General features: G+C 69.8%; 10 protein-coding genes. 9 read left to right on the top strand and 1 reads right to left on the bottom strand.

Annotated features, from left to right (window positions below):
• Nucleotides 1-90 precede the first annotated feature (90 nt).
• Entirely contained in the window at nucleotides 91-978 is an 888-nt protein-coding gene (locus tag ACIQCZ_RS24960) for an aminoglycoside phosphotransferase family protein (RefSeq protein ID WP_402284900.1), read from the top strand.
• A gap of 221 nt (nucleotides 979-1,199) precedes the next feature.
• On the opposite strand, the gene ACIQCZ_RS24955 is transcribed toward ACIQCZ_RS24960, so the two are convergent.
• A complete protein-coding gene (locus ACIQCZ_RS24955; RefSeq protein WP_402284899.1) occupies nucleotides 1,200-1,790 on the bottom strand; it encodes a lytic polysaccharide monooxygenase in 591 nt (196 codons plus the stop codon).
• Between the two features lie 503 nt (nucleotides 1,791-2,293).
• On the opposite strand from ACIQCZ_RS24955, the gene bla reads away from it, so the two are divergent.
• The 8 genes from bla to ACIQCZ_RS24915 all read left to right on the top strand — a co-directional run bounded on the left by bla (nucleotide 2,294) and on the right by ACIQCZ_RS24915 (nucleotide 21,273).
• Nucleotides 2,294-3,127, top strand: a complete 834-nt coding sequence (bla, locus tag ACIQCZ_RS24950) for a class A beta-lactamase (RefSeq protein WP_402285080.1) — start codon at nucleotides 2,294-2,296, stop codon at nucleotides 3,125-3,127.
• A 127-nt stretch (nucleotides 3,128-3,254) separates the two neighbouring features.
• On the top strand, nucleotides 3,255-4,100 hold the full coding sequence (locus tag ACIQCZ_RS24945) for a Gfo/Idh/MocA family protein (protein WP_402284898.1): 846 nt from the start codon (nucleotides 3,255-3,257) through the stop codon (nucleotides 4,098-4,100).
• An 893-nt stretch (nucleotides 4,101-4,993) separates the two neighbouring features.
• A complete protein-coding gene (locus ACIQCZ_RS24940; protein ID WP_402284897.1) occupies nucleotides 4,994-5,935 on the top strand; it encodes a sterol desaturase family protein in 942 nt (313 codons plus the stop codon).
• 80 nt (nucleotides 5,936-6,015) lie between these two features.
• Nucleotides 6,016-15,519: an amino acid adenylation domain-containing protein gene (locus tag ACIQCZ_RS24935; protein ID WP_402284896.1), complete on the top strand. Its 9,504-nt coding sequence runs from the start codon at nucleotides 6,016-6,018 to the stop codon at nucleotides 15,517-15,519.
• Nucleotides 15,509-17,191, top strand: coding sequence for a phytoene desaturase family protein (locus ACIQCZ_RS24930; RefSeq protein WP_402284895.1), 1,683 nt, complete (start codon nucleotides 15,509-15,511; stop codon nucleotides 17,189-17,191). The genes ACIQCZ_RS24935 and ACIQCZ_RS24930 overlap by 11 nt, the downstream gene beginning before the upstream one ends.
• A gap of 20 nt (nucleotides 17,192-17,211) precedes the next feature.
• Nucleotides 17,212-18,936 carry a phytoene desaturase family protein gene (locus ACIQCZ_RS24925; protein WP_402284894.1) on the top strand — a complete coding sequence of 575 codons (1,725 nt, stop codon included), beginning with the start codon at nucleotides 17,212-17,214 and terminating at the stop codon, nucleotides 18,934-18,936.
• Nucleotides 18,933-19,988 (top strand): MDR family NADP-dependent oxidoreductase, encoded by a 1,056-nt coding sequence (locus ACIQCZ_RS24920; protein WP_402284893.1) that lies wholly within the window; start codon nucleotides 18,933-18,935, stop codon nucleotides 19,986-19,988. The genes ACIQCZ_RS24925 and ACIQCZ_RS24920 overlap by 4 nt, the downstream gene beginning before the upstream one ends.
• A gap of 82 nt (nucleotides 19,989-20,070) precedes the next feature.
• On the top strand, nucleotides 20,071-21,273 hold the full coding sequence (locus ACIQCZ_RS24915; protein WP_402284892.1) for a cytochrome P450: 1,203 nt from the start codon (nucleotides 20,071-20,073) through the stop codon (nucleotides 21,271-21,273).
• The last annotated feature ends 72 nt before the right edge of the window (nucleotides 21,274-21,345 follow it).

The raw sequence follows: 21,345 nt of genomic DNA, 5'->3' as shown, positions 1-21,345 counted from the left end.
TGGCCGATATCCGGTCGACAGACGCCTTGCCACGCACTGTGATGACTTGGACTGCCCGCCGCATGGAGCGGGCCGGACGACGGAGGCGTCTTGACGACCGAGGAAGCCACGGACCCCAGCCCCGTGATCGATGCCGCACTGGTCAGGATCCTGGTCGACACGCAGTTCCCGCAGTGGGCCGGGCTGCCCCTGCGACTGCTCGACCCGGCGGGCTCGGACCATGTGATCCACCGGCTGGGCGAGGAACTGTCCGTCCGGCTGCCCCGTCATGCCGGGGCCGGCAACCAGGCCGTCAAGGAGTCCGCATGGCTGCCCCGACTCGCCCCGCATCTGCCGCTCGCCGTTCCGATTCCGGTGGGGGTGGGACGGCCCGACTTCGGCTATCCATGGCCGTGGGCGGTCTCTCGTTGGCTGGACGGCGAGGCGGCGACCGTCGAGGCGCTGGCCGATTCGACGGACACCGCCGTCGCACTGGCCGCGTTCCTGGCGGCCCTTCAGCGGATCGCGCCGGGAGAGGATGCCCGCGGTGATCTGACGCTACGCCCGCCGGCCGACCGGGACCGCGCCACTCGGACCGCGATCGCGGAGGTCGACGGACTGTTCGACGCCGGGGCCATGACCGAGTTGTGGGAAGCGGCGCTGAACGCCCCCGAGTGGGACCGCCCTTCGGTCTGGTGCCACGGCGACTTCCATACCGGCAACCTCCTGACGACCGACGGCGAGCTCAGCGCGGTCATCGACTTCGGCGAGCTCGGTGTGGGCGACCCGTCCTGCGACCTGACCATTGCCTTCACTCTGCTGTCGGACCGGAGCCGGGCCGTGTTCCGCGCCGAGCTGGGGGTGGACGATGCGACCTGGACCCGGGGCCGCGGCTGGGCCCTGGCCACCGGCCTGAACGCATACACCTCCTACGCCGCCGTCGACCCCCGGGTCGCCGCGCAGACCACCCGTCAGATCACCGAGGCGCTCACCGGCTGAGGGCCGTCCCTCCCGCTCGGGGCGCCCGGCGACGGCCGCGGCACCTCGCCGTGCGGCTGGATGTCCCGCATGCGCCCGGCACGAGGGAGACTTCCGCTGTCGGCCGCGTGCCGTACCGGATCTCGTCATCGGTGCGGTGACCGGGGCGTGCGGTCCTCATCCGTGAGGACCGCACGCTCATCGAACCGGTGCGGGTACGGGTGCGGCCTGCGGGCTGCGGCTCAGAAGGTCACGTCCGAGCAGGCGTAGAAGGCGTTACCGGTGTCGGCGATCGTCCAGACACCGAGGATCAGGTGCTTTCCCGACTTCTGGGGCAGGACGCCGGAGTGGCTGACCGTGGAACCCGGCAGACGGCCGCCGAAGGGCACGGTCAGGAACGGCTGCGGATCCAGGTCGGCCCGGGTGAGGGGCTTGGTGGGGTCGTAACCGTCCTTGGTGATGTAGTAACGGAAGTCGGTCGTGGCGTGCCGTGCCTCGATCTGCCAACGGAAGGTGTAGCTCTGCCCGCCGGTGACCTCGGTCGCGGGCCAGGCGCCGCCGCGCGGGTCGTCGAGCTCGGAGAACCGGCCGATACCGCCGGAGCAGATCGTGCCGTCCACAGGGCCTCGGGCAGGGAAGCCCTTCGGGCCCTCGACGCTCGGCGGTTCCCACTGGATCTGGCCGCATTTGCGCACGGTCCCATTGCCGCAGAGCTGCTGACGACTGATGGGGGCGTCGGTGTAGCCATGGCTCTGGGCGCTGCCGCCGGTGACGAGGACGGAGGCTCCGGCGATGCCGAGCCCGAGCAGTAACGAGGTGATCCTTCTGCGCATGCTTCGCTCCTGAGGGAGGTGTGGGGGTGCGCGAGACGAGTGGGGCGGGTGCACTCCACCCCACTAGGTCTAGACCAAGTTCGAGGGTATCCAGGGCACTTGGTCATGTCCATCGGGCATTTCGGCCGAGCCGGAACACACCGTCCGCACGTCGGGACCCGACCCCCGGGCCGTCGACCGCCTCGAAGCCGCGGTGCGGCGGAAGTGCGCCGAGCGTCGCACGCGCCGACCGCGCGCTCGGAGAAAGGGCGGACGTGGACCGAGGGTGCGTCGCCCGCACGGTTTCGGCCGGAGTGGCAGCACCGGCGGCGCTCCGCCGGGCGAACGGGGCCTGAACCGGGCCTGGTTGCCGACGCGTGCAACCGGCGGGCTCGCGCGGCACGTCATGGGCAGGAAGTGCAGGTGAACGAGAAGGAGGGGCGGAGACCTTGAGCCCGAACAGGAACGCGTCACGCCGTGCAGTACTCGCCGGGGGTCTGGGAGCCGCGCTGGCCGCAGGCCCCATGACCTCGGCCGCGTACGCCGTCGGGCCGGGGGACGCGACGGAGCGGAAGCTGCGGGCCCTGGAGCGGGAACATGCCGTTCGGCTGGGGGTGTTCGGGTGGAACGCGGTGACGGGCAGGAGCGTCGCCCATCGGGGCGATGAGCGCTTCCCCATGTGTTCGGTCTTCAAGACGCTGGCCGTCGGGGCCGTCCTGAGGGACCTGGACCACGACGGCACGTTCCTGTCGAGAGTCATTCACTACACGGAACAGGACATCGAGAGGGCGAAGGGCGCGCCGGTGACGGGTGAACCGGAGAATCTCGCGCACGGGATGACGGTGGACGCCCTGTGCGGGGCCGCCATCTCGTTCAGCGACAACACCGCGGCGAACCTCCTGCTGGAGGAACTCGGCGGACCGAGGTCCGTCACTCGCTTCTGCCGGTCGATCGGAGACACGGTGACCCGGCTGGACCGATGGGAGCCGGAACTGAACTCGGCGGAGCCAGGCCGTGCGACCGACACCACCAGTCCACGCGCGATCGGCGAGACCTACGCACGGCTCGTCCTCGGGCGCGCCCTGGAGACAGGGGACCGGAAGCGATTGACGGGGTGGCTGCTGGCCAACACGACGGGTGGCAAGCGCCTGCGCGCGGGTCTTCCCGACGGCTGGACCGTCGGCGACAAGACCGGCACCGGCAGATACGGGACCGCGAACGACGTGGGTATCGCCTGGCAACCGGGCCGGGGGCCGATCGTGCTGGCAGTCCTGTCCACCAAGCGCGACGCCGACGCCGAGGCGGACGATCACGTGGTCGCCGAGACGGCCGCCGTCCTGGCGCAGGCCCTCGCCTGAAGCCGCGGCGGGCGACCCCAGGGGCCGGCCGAGCGGCGACGGAGGCGTACACGGCGCCGGGGGTGGCCTCTTGACGAGCGAGGGAGCGCCCTGACCGGGCACGTCACCGTGAAGGTAACCTCTCCCGATGCGCATCGGGATCGTTGGCACCGAGAACAGCCATGTCGACCACATCGTCGGCCATCTCAACGTTCACGACGCGGGCGGCGACGCGCGCGTCGTGGCCCTCAGCGGCGGGCGCGGTCGGCGCAACGAGGCACTGGCGTCCACCGGCGGGATAGCGAAGATCGTCGACGAACCCGCCGACCTGCTCGGGCTGGTGGACGCCGTCATCGTCGCCGACCGGCACGGCGCGCACCACCGGGACCAGGCGATCCCCTTCCTGGCGGAAGGGCTTCCGGTATTCGTCGACAAGCCGCTGGCCTGCACCGTGGAGGACGCCCGAGCCATCATCGACACCGCGCTCGCCCACGACGCGCCGCTCACGTCGTTCTCGGCGCTCCGCTGGATTCCCGACGCCGACGCGCTGGCGTCCCGGTCCGCCCGCGGCGGGCCGCCGCACGTGGTGGTGACGTCGGGTCCCGCCGACCCCGATGGCGAGTACGGCGGGATCTTCTTCTACGGCATCCACCCGGTGGATCTCGCTCTCCGGCTCGCCCCCGGCGAGATCCGCGACATTCGCACGGACACCACTGACACCACCGTCACCGCGTCATTCACCGCCGGCGGCACCCGCGTCGTCGTGAACTTCGTCGAACCGACCACAACGCACCAGATCCCGTTCCACGGAATGACGTTCACTCAGGACACCATGGTCCAGCAGACTCTCGCCCTCGACGCGAACTACTGCGTGCCGGGACTGGAAGCGTTCCTGGAGATGGCGCGTACGGGCCGACCGCCGATCGGCTACACGGATCTGCTGCGGCCCATCGAGGTTCTGGAAGCCGTCACCGCCGCCCTGCGGAGCCGGTAGGCCGTTCCAGGACCAACGGCCTGGTGCACGACAGACAGTGGATCAGGCCGTAAGGGCTGTCCCGTAGCCGACGCCGCCCGCCGTCCGGACGGTACCGGATGCAGGCCGGGTGGTCGGGGGCGCGGGAAGCGAGCACATCGCGTCGCACGGCCGCCGGGGCCCATCAGCGAGGGCGTCTCACACGTCATGCGGCGGCCGGTGGCGGGAACGCGGCTGCTGTCGACCCCCATTGGTGCTCCGGATCCGGTACTTATGAGCCACGGCGGAGCCGACTGTCTCCCGCGCACCATCCGCCCGACGCCGGGGTGAGCGAGGTGGTGCCATGTGCGCCGCCGCGTCGCCGGAACCGGAGCGAGGCCTCGCCGACATCCTGGGCGGGACGAGCGGGATCCCGGCCGACAGCGGAAGGCCGTTGCGGTGTGCCGGCCTCATTTCCAGGCCCTCGGGAGCCGCGCCGGACGCGCGAAGAACCTCCGTCCGACGGGTCGAATTATAAAGTCTCAATAGATTATCAATGTTATTAGCAACTCGCTTGCCGGCTGGTCGAATTATTCGCATTCCGCCCGGCTGGTCCTCCCTCGCCATGGGAAATCAAACGAGGTGGCGAAACCGGTCGAGGGTGTCCGGAGTGGCGCGACGAGGCTGGAATCCGACGGTTGAGGGCGTCGGGACGGGAAATGGAAACAGAGCGAGGTCGCCCGCTGGTCCCGCTCAAGTTCACAAGGTCCGTAACACGGTTCACATCAGTCCCAGGTGCGAATTCCTGCGCGCGTGACCAACGGTGTCGGTCATTCCGGTTCCGTGCGCCTGCAGGAAGCCGTCAGTTCCTCTTGTGCGGCCTGCTTCACGGTCTGGGTATTTCTCTTTGCTGGTCCTTTGTAAAGGTGTTGTGGATGGAAAATGGCGAGCAGTCACCCGGTGGTGATGCGGGCCCGGGTTCCGGCCCGGTACGGAATGAGGGTGCGGCCGTGCTTTCGGTGCGCGCCGTCCTCCGTGCATCGGCGTACCCCTTGCTGTTGGTGGCCACGTTCTCCGTGGCCGCGGCCACTCTCCGGCTGGACTGGGATCCCGGCCGGGTGAGCCCGCTCTTCCTGCTCGGCACCATTTCCTACCTCACGGCTCTCGAACGCCTGATTCCGCATCAGCGCGCCTGGCACCCGAACGCCGACGAGTGGCGTTGGTACGGCGTTTACTTCCTGCTGACGATGGCGGCCAGCGCCCTGGCGCAGTATCTGGTCACCGTCGCCGTTTCGGCGGTGGCGCCAGGCGAATCTGCACCCCATCTCTGGGAAGAGATTCCGGCGGCTCTGTTGACGGGTTCGCTGGCGAGCTATCTCGTACACCGACTCGGACACTCCAATTCGATATTCTGGCGACTGCACGGCGTGCATCACGTGCCGCAGAAAGTGAATGTCGCCAATAACGGTGTCAATCATGTCTTCGACATCATGCTCGCGCAGGGGGCTGTGCAGTTGGCTCTGGCCTCGATCGGATTCTCCCGGGAATCCGTATTCGTCGTGGGTCTTTTCGTGGCCGCACAGGGATACTTCGTCCACGCCAACATCGACGTCCATATCGGACGGTTCAACCATGTGCTCGCCAGCCCCGAACAACATCGCCTGCACCACAGCGTCGACCTGTCCGAGGCGGGCCACTACGGATCGGACCTGTCCATCTGGGACCACCTCTTCGGCAGCTACACCTGGCGGCCCGGCCGGGAGCCGATCGCGGTCGGGATCGGTGACCCCGCCTCGTTCCCCCCGACCGCCGATATCGCCACCAGCCTTCTCCACCCCTGGCGCCGCGCGAAGAGAGCCGGGCCCGGTTCCGCCTGAGCTGCCTCGCCTTTCCGGGACCCCGCACCCCCTCCCGCATCCATGCCGTGTCGCGGCGCCACGACTCGAGGAGTACGACCTTGCCCGACGTGAACAGTTCCTCTGTGAGCGACAAAGTAGCGATCATCGGCATGGGCTGCCGACTGCCCGGCGGCGCATCGGACCACCGCGCCTACTGGCAGAACCTCATGGAGGGCAAGGACTGCATCACCGCCACACCGGCCGACCGCTACGACGTCTCGACGCTCCGCAGCCGGTTCAAGGAGAAACCCGGCCGTCTGATCGGCGGCCGAGGCGGATACATCGAGGGTTTCGACGAGTTCGACCCCGGCTTCTTCGGTATCAGCCCGCGCGAGGCCGACCATATGGACCCCCAGCAGCGCAAGCTGCTGGAAGTGGCGTGGGAGGCGTTGGAGGACGGCGGCCAGCGGCCCTCGGAGCTCGCCGGCAGCGATACCGCCGTGTTCGTCGGCGCGTTCACACTGGACTACAAGATCCTCCAGTTCTCCGATCTGGGCTTCTCCTCACTGGCCGCGCACACCGCCACCGGCACCATGATGACGATGGTCTCGAACCGTCTGTCGCACTGCTTCGACTTCCGGGGCCCCAGCCTGTCGATCGACACCGCCTGCAGTTCCTCCCTGGTGGCGGTGCACCTCGCCTGTCAGAGCCTGCACAACCGCGAGACCGATCTCGCACTGGCCGGTGGCGTCCTGCTGCACATGGCACCCCAGTACACCATCGCCGAGACGAAGGGCGGATTCCTGTCGCCCGACGGCCGCTCGCGGACGTTCGACGCCGCCGCCAACGGCTATGTGCGGGCCGAGGGCGCCGGAATGGTCGCGCTCAAGCGGCTGGACGACGCCGTACGCGACGGCGATCCCGTCCACGCGGTGATCATCGGTACGGGGGTCAACCAGGACGGCCGCACCAATGGCATCACCGTGCCCAGCGAGGACGCCCAGTTCGGCCTCATCCAACGCGTCTGCGCCGCGGCGGGCATCACCCCCGGCGCCCTGCAGTACGTGGAAGCGCACGGCACCTCGACCCCGGTCGGCGATCCGATCGAGGCGAACGCGCTGAGCCGGGCGCTCGCCGTGGGACGCAGGCCCGGCGCCCCCTGCTACGTCGGGTCCGTCAAGACGAACATCGGGCACACCGAGGCGGCAGCGGGTATCGCCGGGCTGATCAAGACCGTTCTCTGCCTGAAGCATCGCCGTATCCCGCCCCACATCAACCTGGAACGGATCAACACCGCCATCGACCGGGAGGCCTCCCCGTACCGGATCCCGACCGAGCCTACCGACTGGCCCGAGCACGAGGGCCCCGCACGGGCCGGGGTGAACTCGTTCGGCTTCGGCGGCACGAACGCCCATGTCGTACTGGAGGAGGCACCCGAGCGGGCACCCCAGCAGGCCGTGCGCCGCGAACGGGCCTGGAACATCCTTCCGTTGACCGCCCGGACCCCGGACGTCCTGCCCGAGGTGGCGGCGGGCATCCGTCGCGAACTGGCCGGTTTCCACGGGCCGGAGGTGTCGGCGACCGATCTCGGATACACGCTTGCGCGTCGCCGCCAGCACCTCGAGTCACGGCTCTGCGTCGTGTACTCCTCACGTGCCGAACTGGACGAGGGGCTCGCCGCTTTCCAACGGGGCGAAGCCCACCCGCGGGTCGTCCACGGAAGGCAGCTGGATGTCGAACGGCGCCGTCTGGTCTGGGTGTTCACCGGCATGGGACCGCAGTGGTGGGGAATGGGCCGCCAGCTGTTCGAGGGCGACGAGGTGTTCCGGGAGGCGGTCACCCGCTGCGATCAGGCCATCCGCAGGTTCGCGGACTGGTCCCTGATCGCGGAAATGACTGCGGACGAAGCCGATTCGCGCATGGGTGAGACATGGCTCGCACAGCCGGCCAACTTCGCCGTCCAGGTGGGGCTCGCGGCCATGTGGCGCCAGTACGGTGTGCGGCCCGATGCCGTGGTCGGCCACAGCACCGGCGAGATCGCCGCCTTCCACGAAGCGGGCGTCTACACCCTGGAGGACGCGGCGCGCATCGTGGTGCACCGCAGTCGGCTCCAGCAGCGGCTGACCGGGACCGGCACGATGCTCGCCGTCAGCCTGCCGGAGGCGGAGGCGCGGTTCCGGGCGGCGGCGTACGGGCACCGGGTGTCGGTGGCCGCGGTCAACAGTCCCTCGGCGGTGACGCTGGCCGGGGACCGCGACGCACTGGCCGAGCTTGCGGACGTGCTGCGGTCCGAGCAGGTCTTCGCCAAGCTCCTGACGGTAGAGGTCCCGTACCACAGCGCGGGCATGGAGGCGATCAAGGACGAGCTGCTGACATCCCTGGCCGGACTCGAACCCCGGGCGGCGACGGTTCCGCTGTATCCGACGGCCCACGAGGGCACGGCGCACGGCAGCGAGCTGGACGCGGAGTACTGGTGGAAGAACGTCCGCCACCCGGTCCTCTTCCGCTCGGCTGTCGACCGGCTCGCCGACGACGGGTTCGGCCTGTTCCTGGAGATCGGTCCGCATCCGGTGCTCGGCCACTCCATCCGTGAGTGCCTCGACGGCAGAGGGACGACCGTGCGCACCCTTCCGTCGATCCGCCGCCGCGAGAACGAGCCGGAGCGCTTCGCGACGTCGCTGGCGGAGCTGCACAACGTGGGCGTCCCCGTCGCCTGGGACGCCCTGCACCCGGTGGGCGCTCCGGTGGCCCTGCCCCGCTATCCGTGGAAGCGCGACCGCTACTGGGCCGAGCCCGGCCCCGTCGCGCACGTCCGCCTCGGCCGGACCGAGCATCCCCTTCTGGGCCGCCGCACGACGCACACGGAACCGACGTGGCACACGACGCTCGACACCGAGCGGCTGCCCTACCTCGACGACCACCGCATCCAGTCGACCGTCGTCTTCCCGGCGGCGGGGTACCTGGAGATGGCCGTGCAGGCGGTCCGCTCCCTGACCGGCGGCACCCACGCCGTGCTCACGGACATCGAACTCCGCAGGGCCCTCTTCCTGCCCGAGGGCGAGGACCGGGCCGTACGCCTGACGCTCTCGCCGCAGAACGCCGTGTTCACCATCGCCTCGGCGGAGGAGGGCGAGGGTGAGCGGGCGGTGCACGCGAGCGGTGTCGTGCGCTCCGGGCAGCCGCGTCCCGCCGGCCCGCCCGTCGACACCGCGTCTCTCGCGGCACGCTGCCGACGCCGGCTGGACGGGGCGGACTGCTACACGGAGCTGGCCGCTCTGGGGTACCACTACGGCCCCGCGTTCCGGACCATCGAAGAGGTGTGGATCGGATCCGGCGAAGTCCTCGCCCGGCTCCGCCCGCCGGCGGTGATCGGAGACGACGCGGCCCGGCACCACATCCACCCCGTACTGCTCGACGGCTGCTTCCAGTCCCTGCTCGCGACGCAACTCCTCGACGGCGGCGCGGACCGGCAGACCTCCGGCATCCGGTTGCCCCTGTCCATCGACGAGGTGTGCCTCGCCCCGGTCGGGGACCGGCCGATCTGGGTGCACGCCACAGTGACCCGCGCCGGCGCGGACGAGCTCGTCGGGGACATGGCCGTCTACGAGGACGGCGGCGAGTGCCTGGGCGGCATCGGTGGCTTTCGCGCAGCCGATGTGGAGAAGGCGTCCACGACGGTCGGCCTCGGCACGATCGATTCCTGGCTCGCCGAGACCACGTGGATCGACAGACCCCTCGATTCCGCGGCGGGCAAGGACCCGGGCGAAGGACGGGACGAGGGCGAGGCCCCGATCGGGGCCGAAGCCGAGACCGCGGCAGGGGGCGGTGGCGACTGGCTGGTGTTCGCCGATCGGCAGGGCGTCGGCGATGCCCTGAGCGCCCTGCTCGCCGCGCGCGGTGAGCGCTGCCGCCTTGTGCGCCCGGGTGAGGTGTACCGAAAGGGAGACGACGGACAGGAGTTCACGGTCGTGCCGGGATCGGCCGCGGATCTGGAACGGCTCTTCGCCGACCTGGGCGAGGGCGGCCAGGACCGGGACAACGGCCGCGAAGGAGCGACCGGCAGGAGCGGTGGGCCGTCCTTCGGAGCCATCGTGCATCTGTGGAACCTCGACCTGCCGCACCTCGCGGAGGCTTCACGGCAGGACCTCGTACAGCACAGCGGCACGGGGGCGTACTCGCTGATCACGCTCGCCCGGACACTGCTCCGCCACGGAGCCGAAGGCCGGCTGCACATCGTGACGCGCGGCGCGCAGCACGTCGAGCCCGGCGAGATCGTCGAACCCCTGGGGGCACCCGCATGGGGGATCGGCCGCGTGCTCAGACATCAGGAGCTGACCTCCCACCGCGGCAAACTGATCGACCTGGATCCCGGCCGGGGAGGAGACGAGGGATGCCGGGCCGACGCCCGGGCGCTGCTGCACGAGGTCCTCACCGATGACGAGGAAGAGATCGCGCTGCGCGGCGACCACCGCCTCACCAGCAGGATGCGGCGGGCCGAAGGGCTGACGCGTCCCCTTCCGCTGCGGCTGCGCGCCGACGCCGACTACCTGGTCACCGGTGCCTTCGGTGCGCTCGGCAGACTGCTCTGCCGGACACTCGTACGCCGCGGGGCGCGCGGTCTGATCCTGATCGGACGCACCGCGCTCCCGGAGCGCTCCGCCTGGCGCGGTCTCGACCCCGACACAGCCGAGGGCCGTGCCGTGGCCTTCGTCAAGGAGCTGGAGGCGCTCGGGGCGCGCATCGTCCTGGCACCGCTCGACATCACCGATGAGGCCGCGCTCACGACCTGGCTCGACGCGCGTCGGCGCACCTCCCCGCCGCCCGTACGAGGGGTGTTCCACCTGGCCGGCCGGGTACGCGACACACTCGTCGCGGACATGGACCGGCGCACCTTCGCCGAGGCCCACGATCCCAAGGCCATCGGCGCGTATCTGCTCCACCGGCACCTCGGCGACGAACCGCTCGACCACTTCGTCCTGTTCGCCTCGATCGCGTCACTGCTGACGACGGCGGGCCAGACCAACTACGCCGCCGGGAACGCGTTCCTCGACGCGCTGGCCCAGCACCGTCGGGCACTGGGTCTGCCGGGGCTGAGCGTGGACTGGGGACCGTGGGCCACCGGCATGATCGAAGAGCTCGGGCTCGTCGACCACTACCTCCGCAGCCGCGGGATGAGCTCGCTCTCACCGGATACGGGCATGGCGGTCCTGGAGCGTGTCATGGGCCAGGACCGGGCCCAGTTGCTCGTCGCGACAGTCGTCGACTGGCCGGTGTTCCTGGCCTGGTACGGATCGCCGCCCGCGCTGGTGGCCGACCTCGCCGCGACGGCAGGCACCGGCACGGGCGACGCCACGGGGGAGGGCATTCTCGACACCTTCCGCGACGCGGACGCGACCGAGCGCCTGGCGCTGGTGACCCGGCGGTTCACGGAAGTGGCCTCCTCGGTGCTGCGGACGGGAACCGATCAGATCGACCCACAGGCAGGCCTCAACGCGTTGGGACTCGACTCGCTCCTGGCGATGGAGCTGCGCGCCCGGCTCGTCTCCGAACTCGGCGTCGCTCCGCCCGTGGTGGCCCTGCTGAGCGGCAGTCCGGTCGACGAGCTGATCGGGCAGCTCCACGACGCTCTCGCCGAAGCGGTGGCGCTGGAAACCGATGGTGACGACAAGGCCGCGGTGGAGGTCTTCGACGACGAGCTGCGCCATCCGCTGACGCAGAACCAGAAGGCCCTGTGGTTCCTCAGGCAGCTCGATCCCGACGGCTACGCGTACAACATCGGCGGCGCGGTCGAGGTCCGTGTCGCTCTCGAACCCGACCTGATGTTCGAGGCCGTCCGCTGCCTGGTGCGACGTCACCCCGCGCTGCGGACGAACTTCCTCACCGTGGACGGCGTGCCCGTGCAGCAGGTGTCCATGGACCGGAGCCCGGACGTCGCGCTGTTCGACGTGCAGGACCAGGAGTGGGAGGAGATCCACCGGACGATCGTGGCCCAGTACCGCAGGCCGTACGACCTCGAACACGACCCGCTGTTCCGTTTCCGGCTCTTCAAGCGCGGCCCGGACCGCTGGGTGATCATGAAGGCGGTCCACCACATCGTCTCCGACGCGATCTCGACGTTCACCTTCATCGAGGAACTCCTCGCGGTGTACGAGGGGCTGCGTCAAGGCCGTGCGCCCTCGCTGCCGCCGGTCACGGCCCGCTATCTGGACTTCCTCAACGCACAGAACCGCTTCCTGGCCGGTCCGGCGGCGCACCGCATGCTCGACTACTGGCGCTCGCACCTGCCCGCCGAGGTGCCGGTACTGGAACTGCCCGTCGACAAGCCCCGTCCGGCCGTGCAGACACACAACGGCGCCTCGGAGTTCTTCGTACTGGACGCGGCTCTCACGGCCCGCGTGCACGCTCTGGCCCGCGCGCACGACGTGACCCCGTTCATGGTGCTGCTCAGTGCCTACTACGTACTGCTCCAGCGCTGTTCGGGTCAGGACGACGTCATCGTGGGCAGTCCCGTGACCGGCCGGACCGACCAGGAGTTCGCCTCCGTCTACGGCTACTTCGTCAACCCGCTCCCGCTGTACGCGGACCTTTCCGGCGAACCATCGGTCGCCGCCCTGCTGCAGCGGGTCCGTGCGACCGTGCTGGGCGGTCTCGACAACCAGGAGTACCCGTTCGTCCTGCTTGTGGACGAGCTGGGGCTCCAGCACGACCCCAGCCGCTCCGCGGTGTTCCAGGCGATGTTCATCCTGCTGACCCACAAGGTCGCCACCGAGAAGTACGGCTATCGGCTGGAGTACATCGAACTACCCGAGGAGGAAGGGCAGTTCGATGTCACGCTCTCCGTCTACGAGGACGAGGCGGAGCGTCGGTTCCACTGTGTCCTCAAGTACAACACCGACCTGTTCCTGCCTCAGACCATGCAGCGGATGGCGACGCACTACACCACACTGCTCGACAGCATGACCCGGGCACCGGCCGAACGGCCCATCACCCGCCTGGAGATGCTCGGTGCCCAGGAGCGTGAGCGGCTGGTCCACGAGTGGAGCGGCGCCGGGCACCTCGCTCTGCCGCCCGGTGCGGGGGAGTGGGAGAGGGGCCGGGTCCGCCCGGTGCATCAGCTGATCGAAGAGGTCGCGGCCCGGTGCCCGGACGCCGTCGCCGTCACGGTGCCGGCACGCCGCGGGAATGCCCTTCGGCTGACGTACGCGGAACTGGACCGCCGCTCAGGAGAAATGGCACGACGGCTGCGGGGACGGGGAGCCGGTGCCGGATCGGTGGTGGCGCTGTGCCTGGAGAAGACGCCCGACCTCGTCGTCGTACTGCTGGCCGTCCTCAGGACCGGAGGCGCCTACCTCCCGGTCCCGACCGACCATCCGGCCGACCGGGTCGCGCACACCGTGCGGACCGCGGCCGCCACCCTCGTGGTCGTCGAGGACGATGCCTGCCGCGACCGGCTGCCGGGGCTGCCGGCCGAGACGCTGACCCTGCGGGAGCTCCGCGAGTCCGAGCCCGCCCCGGACGACCCGCGGGAGCCCGCGCCCGGCGCCGAGGACGCGCCCGGTCTCGACTCGCCCGCGTACGTCATCCACACCTCCGGCTCGACCGGGCACCCCAAGGCCGTGCAGGTCAGTCACCGGAACCTCGCCTCGGCGTACGGAGCGTGGCTGAAGGAGTACCGCCTGGACCGTGACGTGCGGGGCCACCTCCAGATGGCGGCCCCGTCGTTCGACGTCTTCACCGGGGACCTGGTGCGCGCACTGTGCTCGGGCGGCAATCTGGTCCTGGTCGACCGGGACCTGCTCTTCGACACCGAACGTCTCCACCGGACCATGCGGGAGGAGAACGTCGACTGCGCGGAGTTCGTCCCCGCCGTCGTACGGGCGCTCATGGACCACTGCGAACGAGGAGGCCACCGGCTGGACTTCATGCGCCTGCTGGTCGTCGGGTCCGACGCCTGGAAGGTGGGGGAGTACCGACGCCTGCGCGAGCTGTGCGGACCGCGCACGCGCCTCATCAACTCCTACGGGGTCACCGAGGCCACCATCGACAGCGCCTGCTTCGAGGGTCCCGTCGACGACCTGGAACCCGGGCGGGCGGTGCCGATCGGACGCCCCCTGAGCAACAGCACGCTCCATGTGCTCGATCAGCACGGCGAGCCCGTGCCGCCCGGGGTGCCGGGCGAACTGTGGATCGGTGGCGACGGTGTCGCGCTCGGCTACGCGGGGGACCCCGCGCAGACCGCCCAGCGTTTCGTGACCCGGACACTGAGCCGGGAGCCGGGCGCCGAACCCGTACGCCTCTACCGGAGCGGCGACGCGGCGCGCTGGGACGTGAACGGCTTCGTCCATCTGCTGGGGCGCGTCGACGACCAGGTCAAACTGCGCGGCCATCGGATCGAGATCGGCGAGATCGAGGCCCACCTCGCCCGGTGGCCCCAGCTGGCCCGGGCGGTCGTCGCGGTGCGCTCCGACGCCCGGGGCGAGGACGTGCTCTGTGCCTACTGCGTTCCGGCGGAAGGAACAGCGCTCGACCGGCACGCGCTGCGTCGGCGACTCGCGGGGCTGCTGCCCGCGTACATGGTCCCCTCGCACTTCGTCGCCCTGCCGGAACTTCCCCTGACCGCCAACGGGAAGGTCGATGTCGCCAATCTCCCCACTCCCCGATTCGACGCACGCGACGAGCCGGAGGAGAGGCTCACCACACCTTTCGAGGTGAGCATGGCCAGGCACTGGAAGGAGCTGCTCGGGCTGGAACGGGTCAACCCGACGCACGAGTTCTTCGAGGCCGGAGGCAGCTCCATCAAGCTGATCGAGCTCATTCACCGGCTCCGGCAGGAATTCGGCGTGGCCATTCCCGTGAGTCTGCTGTACCAGGTCACGACCCTGCACGGGATGGCCGCCACGGTGGAGCGTCTCGCCACCGGCGGGATCTCGGACGACCTGCCCTGTCTCAGCTTCAACGGCGACCGGGAGCGGACGGTGTTCTGCTTCCCGCCGGCCGGCGGCCACGGTCTCGTCTACCGAGCCTTTGCCGCCCAACTGCCCGAGTACCGCCTGGTCGCCTTCAACTACGTCCCCGGCGAGAACAAGGTGGGCCACTACGCCGACGTCGTCGAATCCCTGCGGCCCGAAGGCAGCTGCCTGCTGCTCGGCTACTCCCTCGGCGGCAACCTCGCGTTCGAGGTGGCCAAGGAACTCGAATGCCGGGGACGCGATGTCGTCCATGTGATCGTCCTCGACTCGCACCGCATCCTGGAACCCTACGAGCCCGGCCGCGATCACTTCGAGATCTTCGAGGCGGAACTGGCCGAACACCTGCGCAAGCACACCGGGTCGGAGATCGTCGCTCGCGAAACCCTCGAACACGCCGCGGAGTACCTGGCGTTCTGCGGCCGCACACCGAACCTCGGCGCGGTCCGTGCGACCGTCAGCGTGGTCACGGACGAGGAGAAGACCGCGCTCTACGCCGCAGGCGCCCGTGGCACCTGGCACGGCAGCTCCACCACGGCCACGGCCGTGCTGCGCGGCTCCGGAATCCACGCCGACATGCTCGACCCCAAGCACGTGGCGCGCAACGCCGAGCTCGTGCGCGGCATCCTCCAGGAGGGCGGCGCCGATGGCCGGTGACACGGGCGACGTGTGGAGCGCAGGTGAGCGGGGAGCGGACGGCAGCCCCCGGGTCATCGTGATCGGCGCCGGTGTCGCCGGCATGTCCACCGGGTGCTACGCGCAGATGAACGGAATGCGGTCCCGCATCTTCGAGAAACATGTGCTGCCGGGCGGGTGTTGCACGGCCTGGTCGCGCGACGGCTACATCTTCGACTACTGCATCGAGTGGCTCATCGGCACGGCCACGGGCAACGACGCCCACCAGGTGTGGCGCGAACTGGGAGCGCTCGACGGCAAGACCATCACCAACTTCGAGATGTTCAACCGGGTCGTCGACGAGACCGGCCGCGCAGTGGTCTTCTACAACGACCCGGACCGGCTGGAGCGCCACCTGCTCGACGTGTCGCCCGGCGACGCCCGGCTGATCCGCTCGTTCTGCCGCGATCTGCGGCGGTTCATCGACATCGAGCTGTACCCCTTCCTGACCGCCCCGGCCCTGCGGAGCGTGCGCGAGCGGGTGGAGACACTGCGCACCGTCCTGCCTGCGTTCCGTCTCTTCTGGCGCACGGCGTCGACTCCCATGCACGCGTTCGCCGACCGGTTCCAGGACCCGCTGCTGCGCCGGGCGTTCCGCAACATCTTCTTCCAGGACCCGGAAGGGTTCCCGCTGCTCCCGTACCTGTTCAACATGGCCAGCGCCCATCACCACAACGCCGGCTTCCCGCAAGGAGGTTCGCTGGGCCTGGCCCGGTCGATCGAGGAGCGGTACACGGCTCTGGGCGGCGAGATCAGCTACCGGGCACGGGTCGAACGCATCCTGGTCGAGGACGGACGTGCCATCGGCATCGAACTGCGCAACGGCAGACGGTACTACGCCGACCACGTCGTCTCCGCCTGCGACGGCCACACCACGATCCACGGCCTGCTGCAGGGCCGTTTCACCGGGCCGCGGATCGACAAGCTGTACAACGACCTGCTGCACCGCCCCGGCACTCTCTTCCCCGCGGTGGTCTCGGCCTTCGTCGGGATCCGGGGCGATCTGGGCCCCGACCGGGCGCACAGCACCACGTACCTGCTCTCCCCCGAGGACGCCGCGCGACTGCCCGGCGCGCTCCAGAGCAGTCTGGTGGTCCAGCTGCGCTCCCGCTACTCGGACGGATTCGCCCCGCCCGGAAGATCGGTGGTCCACTGCACCTACTTCAGCGACTTCGCCCACTGGAAGGCGCTGCGCACCGCCGACCGCAGGGAGTACCGGGCACAGAAGCGCCAAGTGGCCGACTTCGTCAGAGGATTCCTGGAGCGCCGCCTGCCGGGCACGGCCGAGCGCATCGAGCTGGTCGACGTCGCCTCCCCGGTCACGACCCGGCGCTACACCGGCAATCACGACGGTTCCATTCTGGCCTGGAAGGCCTTCTCCGAGGCCGACGACATCGCGGCCGGGCTCGTCGGCAAGGACCGCATGCGCCTGCCGGGCCTGCGCGGCTTCTCCATGGCCGGACAGTGGGTCGGCATGGGCGGCCTGATCCGTGCCGCGTCGACCGGCCGCTTCGTCGTCCAGTACCTCTGCGACGAGCTGGGGCGCGGGTTCACGGCGTCCGAGAGCCGTGGGGAGGAACCCTGGCACCCCGGAAAGCTGGGCCACCTGCCCCAGCTCGACCAATGGTCCGCGAACGGGGGCACCCGCACATGAACAGCAGACGGAGCAGGTTCATGCCGCGCACCCGGCGCGAGTCGATGATCATCATCGGAGCAGGGCTCGGTGGCCTGTCCACCGGCTGCTACGCCCTGATGAACGGCTACCGCACCCACATCCTGGAAATGCACGAGCTGCCGGGCGGCTGCTGCACGGCCTGGGACCGCGGAGACTTCACACTGGACCCCTGCGTCAGCTGGCTCCTGGGCAGCGGACCCGGCAACGAGATGCACCAGATCTGGCTGGAGCTGGGCGCGTTGCAGGGCAAGCAGGTACGGCACTTCGACGTGTTCAACGTCGTGCGCGGCCGGTGCGGGCGGGCCGTGTACTTCTACTCCGACCCCGACCGGCTTCAGGCGCATCTGACGGACATCTCGCCCGCCGATTCCGCTCTGATCCGTGACTTCTGCAAGCAATTGCGCACATTCCGCAAGTGCCTCGCGGTCTATCCGTTCCTCAAGCCCGTCGGACTGATGTCGATGCCGGAGCGCTGGCGCATGCTGGCGTCGTTCGTGCCGTACTTCAACGTCGTGCGCAAATCCATCAGCGTCCTGATGACCGACTACTCCGCCAGGTTCCGGGACCCCCTGCTGCGTGAGGCGTTCAACTTCATCCTCTACGAGAAGCACCCGGCGTTCCCCGTGCTGCCCTTCCACTTCCAGCTCGCCTCGCACGCGAACCTCTCCGCCGGCGTCCCCGAAGGCGGTTCGCTCGGACTGGCCGAGTCCATCGAGCGGCGCTATCGCGGACTCGGCGGCGAAGTGACCTACAACGCCAAGGTCGAGAAGGTACTCGTCGAGGACGACCATGCCGTCGGCGTACAGCTGAGCGACGGCAGCGAACTGCGCGCCGACATCGTCGTCTCGGCCTGCGACGGCCGCACCACGATGATGGACCTGCTCGGCGGCCGCTACCTCGACGATGCCTACCGCCGCCTCTACACCCGAACCATCCATCAGCCCGGCATGGTCTTTCCCGGGTACTTCACGCTCTTTCTCGGGCTGCGCCGCGACTTCCCCGACGCCGACCCCTGCACGACCTATCTGCTCGACGAGGCGGAAGCCGCCCATCTGACCGGAATCCGCCATCCCAGCATCAACGTCCAGTTCCGCAGCAGGCACTACCCGGAACTCTCCCCGCGCGGGACGAGCATCGTCTACGTCACCTACTTCTGCGACATCGCTCCCTGGCGGGCCCTGGACGAAGGACCCGAGCAGGCCACCCGGACCCGCGGCGGACGGAGACTCCACACGCTGCCGGTGCGCCACGGCCGCGGGTACTACGCGGCGAAGAAGCAGGCCCGCGACGTGCTCGTCGCGTTCCTGGAACGACACCACCCCGGCATCACCGACGCGATCGCCGTGCGCGACGTGTCCAGTCCGCTCACACAGGTCCGCTACACGGGCAACCACGACGGCACGGTGCTGGGGTGGCAGCCGTTCGTGGAGAGCGGGGAGACGCTGGAGACACTCATCAAGAAGCACGGCCCCGGCCTGCCGGGTCTGCGGAACTTCTACCAGTCCGGCGTATGGGCGACGACGGGCGGCCTGATCCGCGCGGCGGCGGCGGGCCGGCACGTCATGCAGTTCATCTGCCGGGACGACGGCAGGACCTTCACCGCGTCCGTCGACGAGAGCGGGCCGCCCCCCACCCATCTCGTCGTTCCGGTGGGCCCCCGGCCGGACGCGCGGTCCGCGACGGTCGACCGGTTGTCCCCCGTCGACAGAAAGGGAACGGGATGAGGACCAGGAAATGGGTGGTACGTGAGCACATCGAGGGCGTCCCCGACATCGAGAGGGTCTACGGGCTGGTCGAGGAGGAGCTCGACGTCGACCTCGCCCCGGACGAGATGCTGCTGAGAACGCGCTACGTATCGGTGGACCCCTACCTCCAGGGCATCGCGCTGGACACCCCTCTCGGCGCCCACATGGGGGCCGACTCGATCATGGAGGTGCTGGAAGCGGGTCCACGGGCGGCCCACCGCCCCGGCGATCTGGTGCAGGGCTTCGGCGGCTGGCGCACCCATCTCATCAGCGACGGCGCGGCGACCCCGTGGCAGACCGGTACGTTCCCGATGGTCTTCCCGGCCTTCCGCCGCCTGGACCCGAACTGGTACGACGACGCCCTTCCGCTGCCCACCGCGCTGAGCGTCATGGGCGGCCCCGGGATGACGGCCTGGGGCACCCTGACCAAGTTCATGTCCGTCCGCCCCGGGGACACCGTCGTGATCAGCGGCGCCTCCGGCTCCGTCGGGTCACTGGTCGGGCAGCTGGCCAAGCTCGCCGGCGCACGGGTGGTGGGTACCACCTCGACGGCGGACAAGGCGGATTACCTCGACGAGCTGGGATTCGACGCGGTCGTCGTCTATCGCCACAAGGACAGCTGCGACGCGGTGCGCGAAGCTCTGTCCTGGGTCGCACCGGACGGGGTCGACAAGTACTTCGACAACCTGGGCGGCACGGTCACCGACGCCGTGTTCTCCATGCTCAACGTCGGAAGCCAGGTGGCCGTGTGCTGGCAGTGGGCCACCCAGGTCGGCCGGGAGGCCATCGGGCCGAGGCTGCTGCCGTACATCATGTTTCCCCGTACATCGGTGCGCGGCATCTTCTCGCTGGAATGGTTCACCGAACAGAACTGGCGCGCCCTCCACGACGAGCTCGGCGGCAGGGTCCGGCGGGGCGAGATCCGCTGCGGGCACACCCTTCACCAGGGCTTCGAAAACATCCCGGACGCCTATCGGAGCCTCTACGAGGACACGGGAGCCAGTCGGGGCAAGGTGCTGGTCGAACTCTGAACCCCCGTTGCTCCGACATCTTCTTCCCGCCCGCACGACCGTGCCCAGCACCCCGACATACCCGTGCCCGCCTGGAGGTCCCATGCCCCGCTCCGACGACACCGACGCGACGACCGGCCTGCCGACTCTCCCTCTGCACCGTCTGGGCTTCGACTCACCCGGACCACCCAGGCAGGTCGACCTGCCCGACGGGACGCGGGCGTGGCTGGTGAGCCGGTACGAGGACGTGCGCAAGGTCCTGACCGACACCCGGTTCGGACGCGCGGGGCTCCACACACCGGACGCCCCGCCCCTGACCGCGGACGCCGGTCTGGTGGGGAGCCTGGATCTGATGTTCAACCAGGACGGCGAGGACCATCTGCGCCTGCGCCGCTCGCTGCGGCGCGCCTTCACACCGAGGGCCGTCGCCCGATGGCGGCCCTGGATCGCCGCGATCGTGGAACAGCGCCTGGACGAGCTCGCCGCCGGAGCCCCTCCGGTGGATCTGGTGGCCGCCTTCACCCTGCCGCTCCCGGTCGAGGTGATCAGCCGGCTCATGGGTCTCGACACCGCGGCGAGGCAGCGGCTGCGCCACTGGACCCAGTACGCGTTCTCGGACGGCTCCCACCCCAAGGAGGAAATGGACTCGGCGCTGGCGGAGTTCGCCGCGTTCGGAGCCGCGCTGCTGGCCGAACGGAGAAACGCACCGGGGGACGACCTGACCAGTGTGCTGGTACGGGCGGCCGATGAGGAGGGAGGCATCCCGGAGGGACAGTTGGTCGACCTCGTGTGCGGACTGGTGGTGGGCGGGCACGACAGCACCATGACGATGCTGGGCAACGCCCTGCTCTATCTGCTCGGCGAACGGCCGGAGAGCTGGGCCCGTCTCGGGGAGGACGAGCGGGCCGCCGAGGCGGTGGCCGAGCGGTTGCTGCACCTGGTCCCGCTCGGCGACGACCGGGGGACCGCGCGCCACGCCGCCGCCGATGCGGAGGTCGGCGGCGTGACCATCCCTGCGGGATCGGTGGTCATGGCCGACTGCGGCATGGCCAATCGCGATCCCGATGTCTTCCCGCCCCGGCCGTTCGACGACCTGTTCGCGCCCTTGGCGGCCCCCACCCTGTCGTTCGGCGCCGGTCCGCACTACTGCCTGGGTGCCTGGTTGGCGCGGCTCGAACTCCAGCTGTCCCTGCACCGGCTCGCCGCCCGCTTTCCCGGCCTCCGGCTGGCACGACCGGCCGAAGAAATCGAGTGGCGACGCGGCACCACGTCCCGCAGCCCTCAGCGGATCACCGTCACCTGGTAGGAGGACGGCACACGGTCGGCGAGAGCGACTGGAGCCCACCCCGTCCGATCCCGGACGGACCGGTCGCGGAGC

The organism is Streptomyces sp. NPDC093149 (assembly GCF_044754145.1).
Lineage (GTDB): Bacteria > Actinomycetota > Actinomycetes > Streptomycetales > Streptomycetaceae > Streptomyces.
The sequence above is the reverse complement of the archived record's forward strand: the minus strand, read 5'-3'. Positions and strand labels throughout refer to the sequence as shown.

Excerpts from the sequence above, each read along its gene's own strand:
- bla (WP_402285080.1), top strand. The coding sequence starts at position 2,294 with ATGACCTCGGCCGCGTACGCCGTCGGGCCGGGGGACGCGACGGAGCGG.
- ACIQCZ_RS24930 (WP_402284895.1), top strand. The coding sequence starts at position 15,509 with ATGGCCGGTGACACGGGCGACGTGTGGAGCGCAGGTGAGCGGGGAGCG.
- ACIQCZ_RS24940 (WP_402284897.1), top strand. The coding sequence starts at position 4,994 with ATGGAAAATGGCGAGCAGTCACCCGGTGGTGATGCGGGCCCGGGTTCC.
- ACIQCZ_RS24955 (WP_402284899.1), bottom strand. The coding sequence starts at position 1,790 with ATGCGCAGAAGGATCACCTCGTTACTGCTCGGGCTCGGCATCGCCGGA.
- ACIQCZ_RS24920 (WP_402284893.1), top strand. The coding sequence starts at position 18,933 with ATGAGGACCAGGAAATGGGTGGTACGTGAGCACATCGAGGGCGTCCCC.
- ACIQCZ_RS24925 (WP_402284894.1), top strand. The coding sequence starts at position 17,212 with ATGCCGCGCACCCGGCGCGAGTCGATGATCATCATCGGAGCAGGGCTC.
- ACIQCZ_RS24945 (WP_402284898.1), top strand. The coding sequence starts at position 3,255 with ATGCGCATCGGGATCGTTGGCACCGAGAACAGCCATGTCGACCACATC.
- ACIQCZ_RS24915 (WP_402284892.1), top strand. The coding sequence starts at position 20,071 with ATGCCCCGCTCCGACGACACCGACGCGACGACCGGCCTGCCGACTCTC.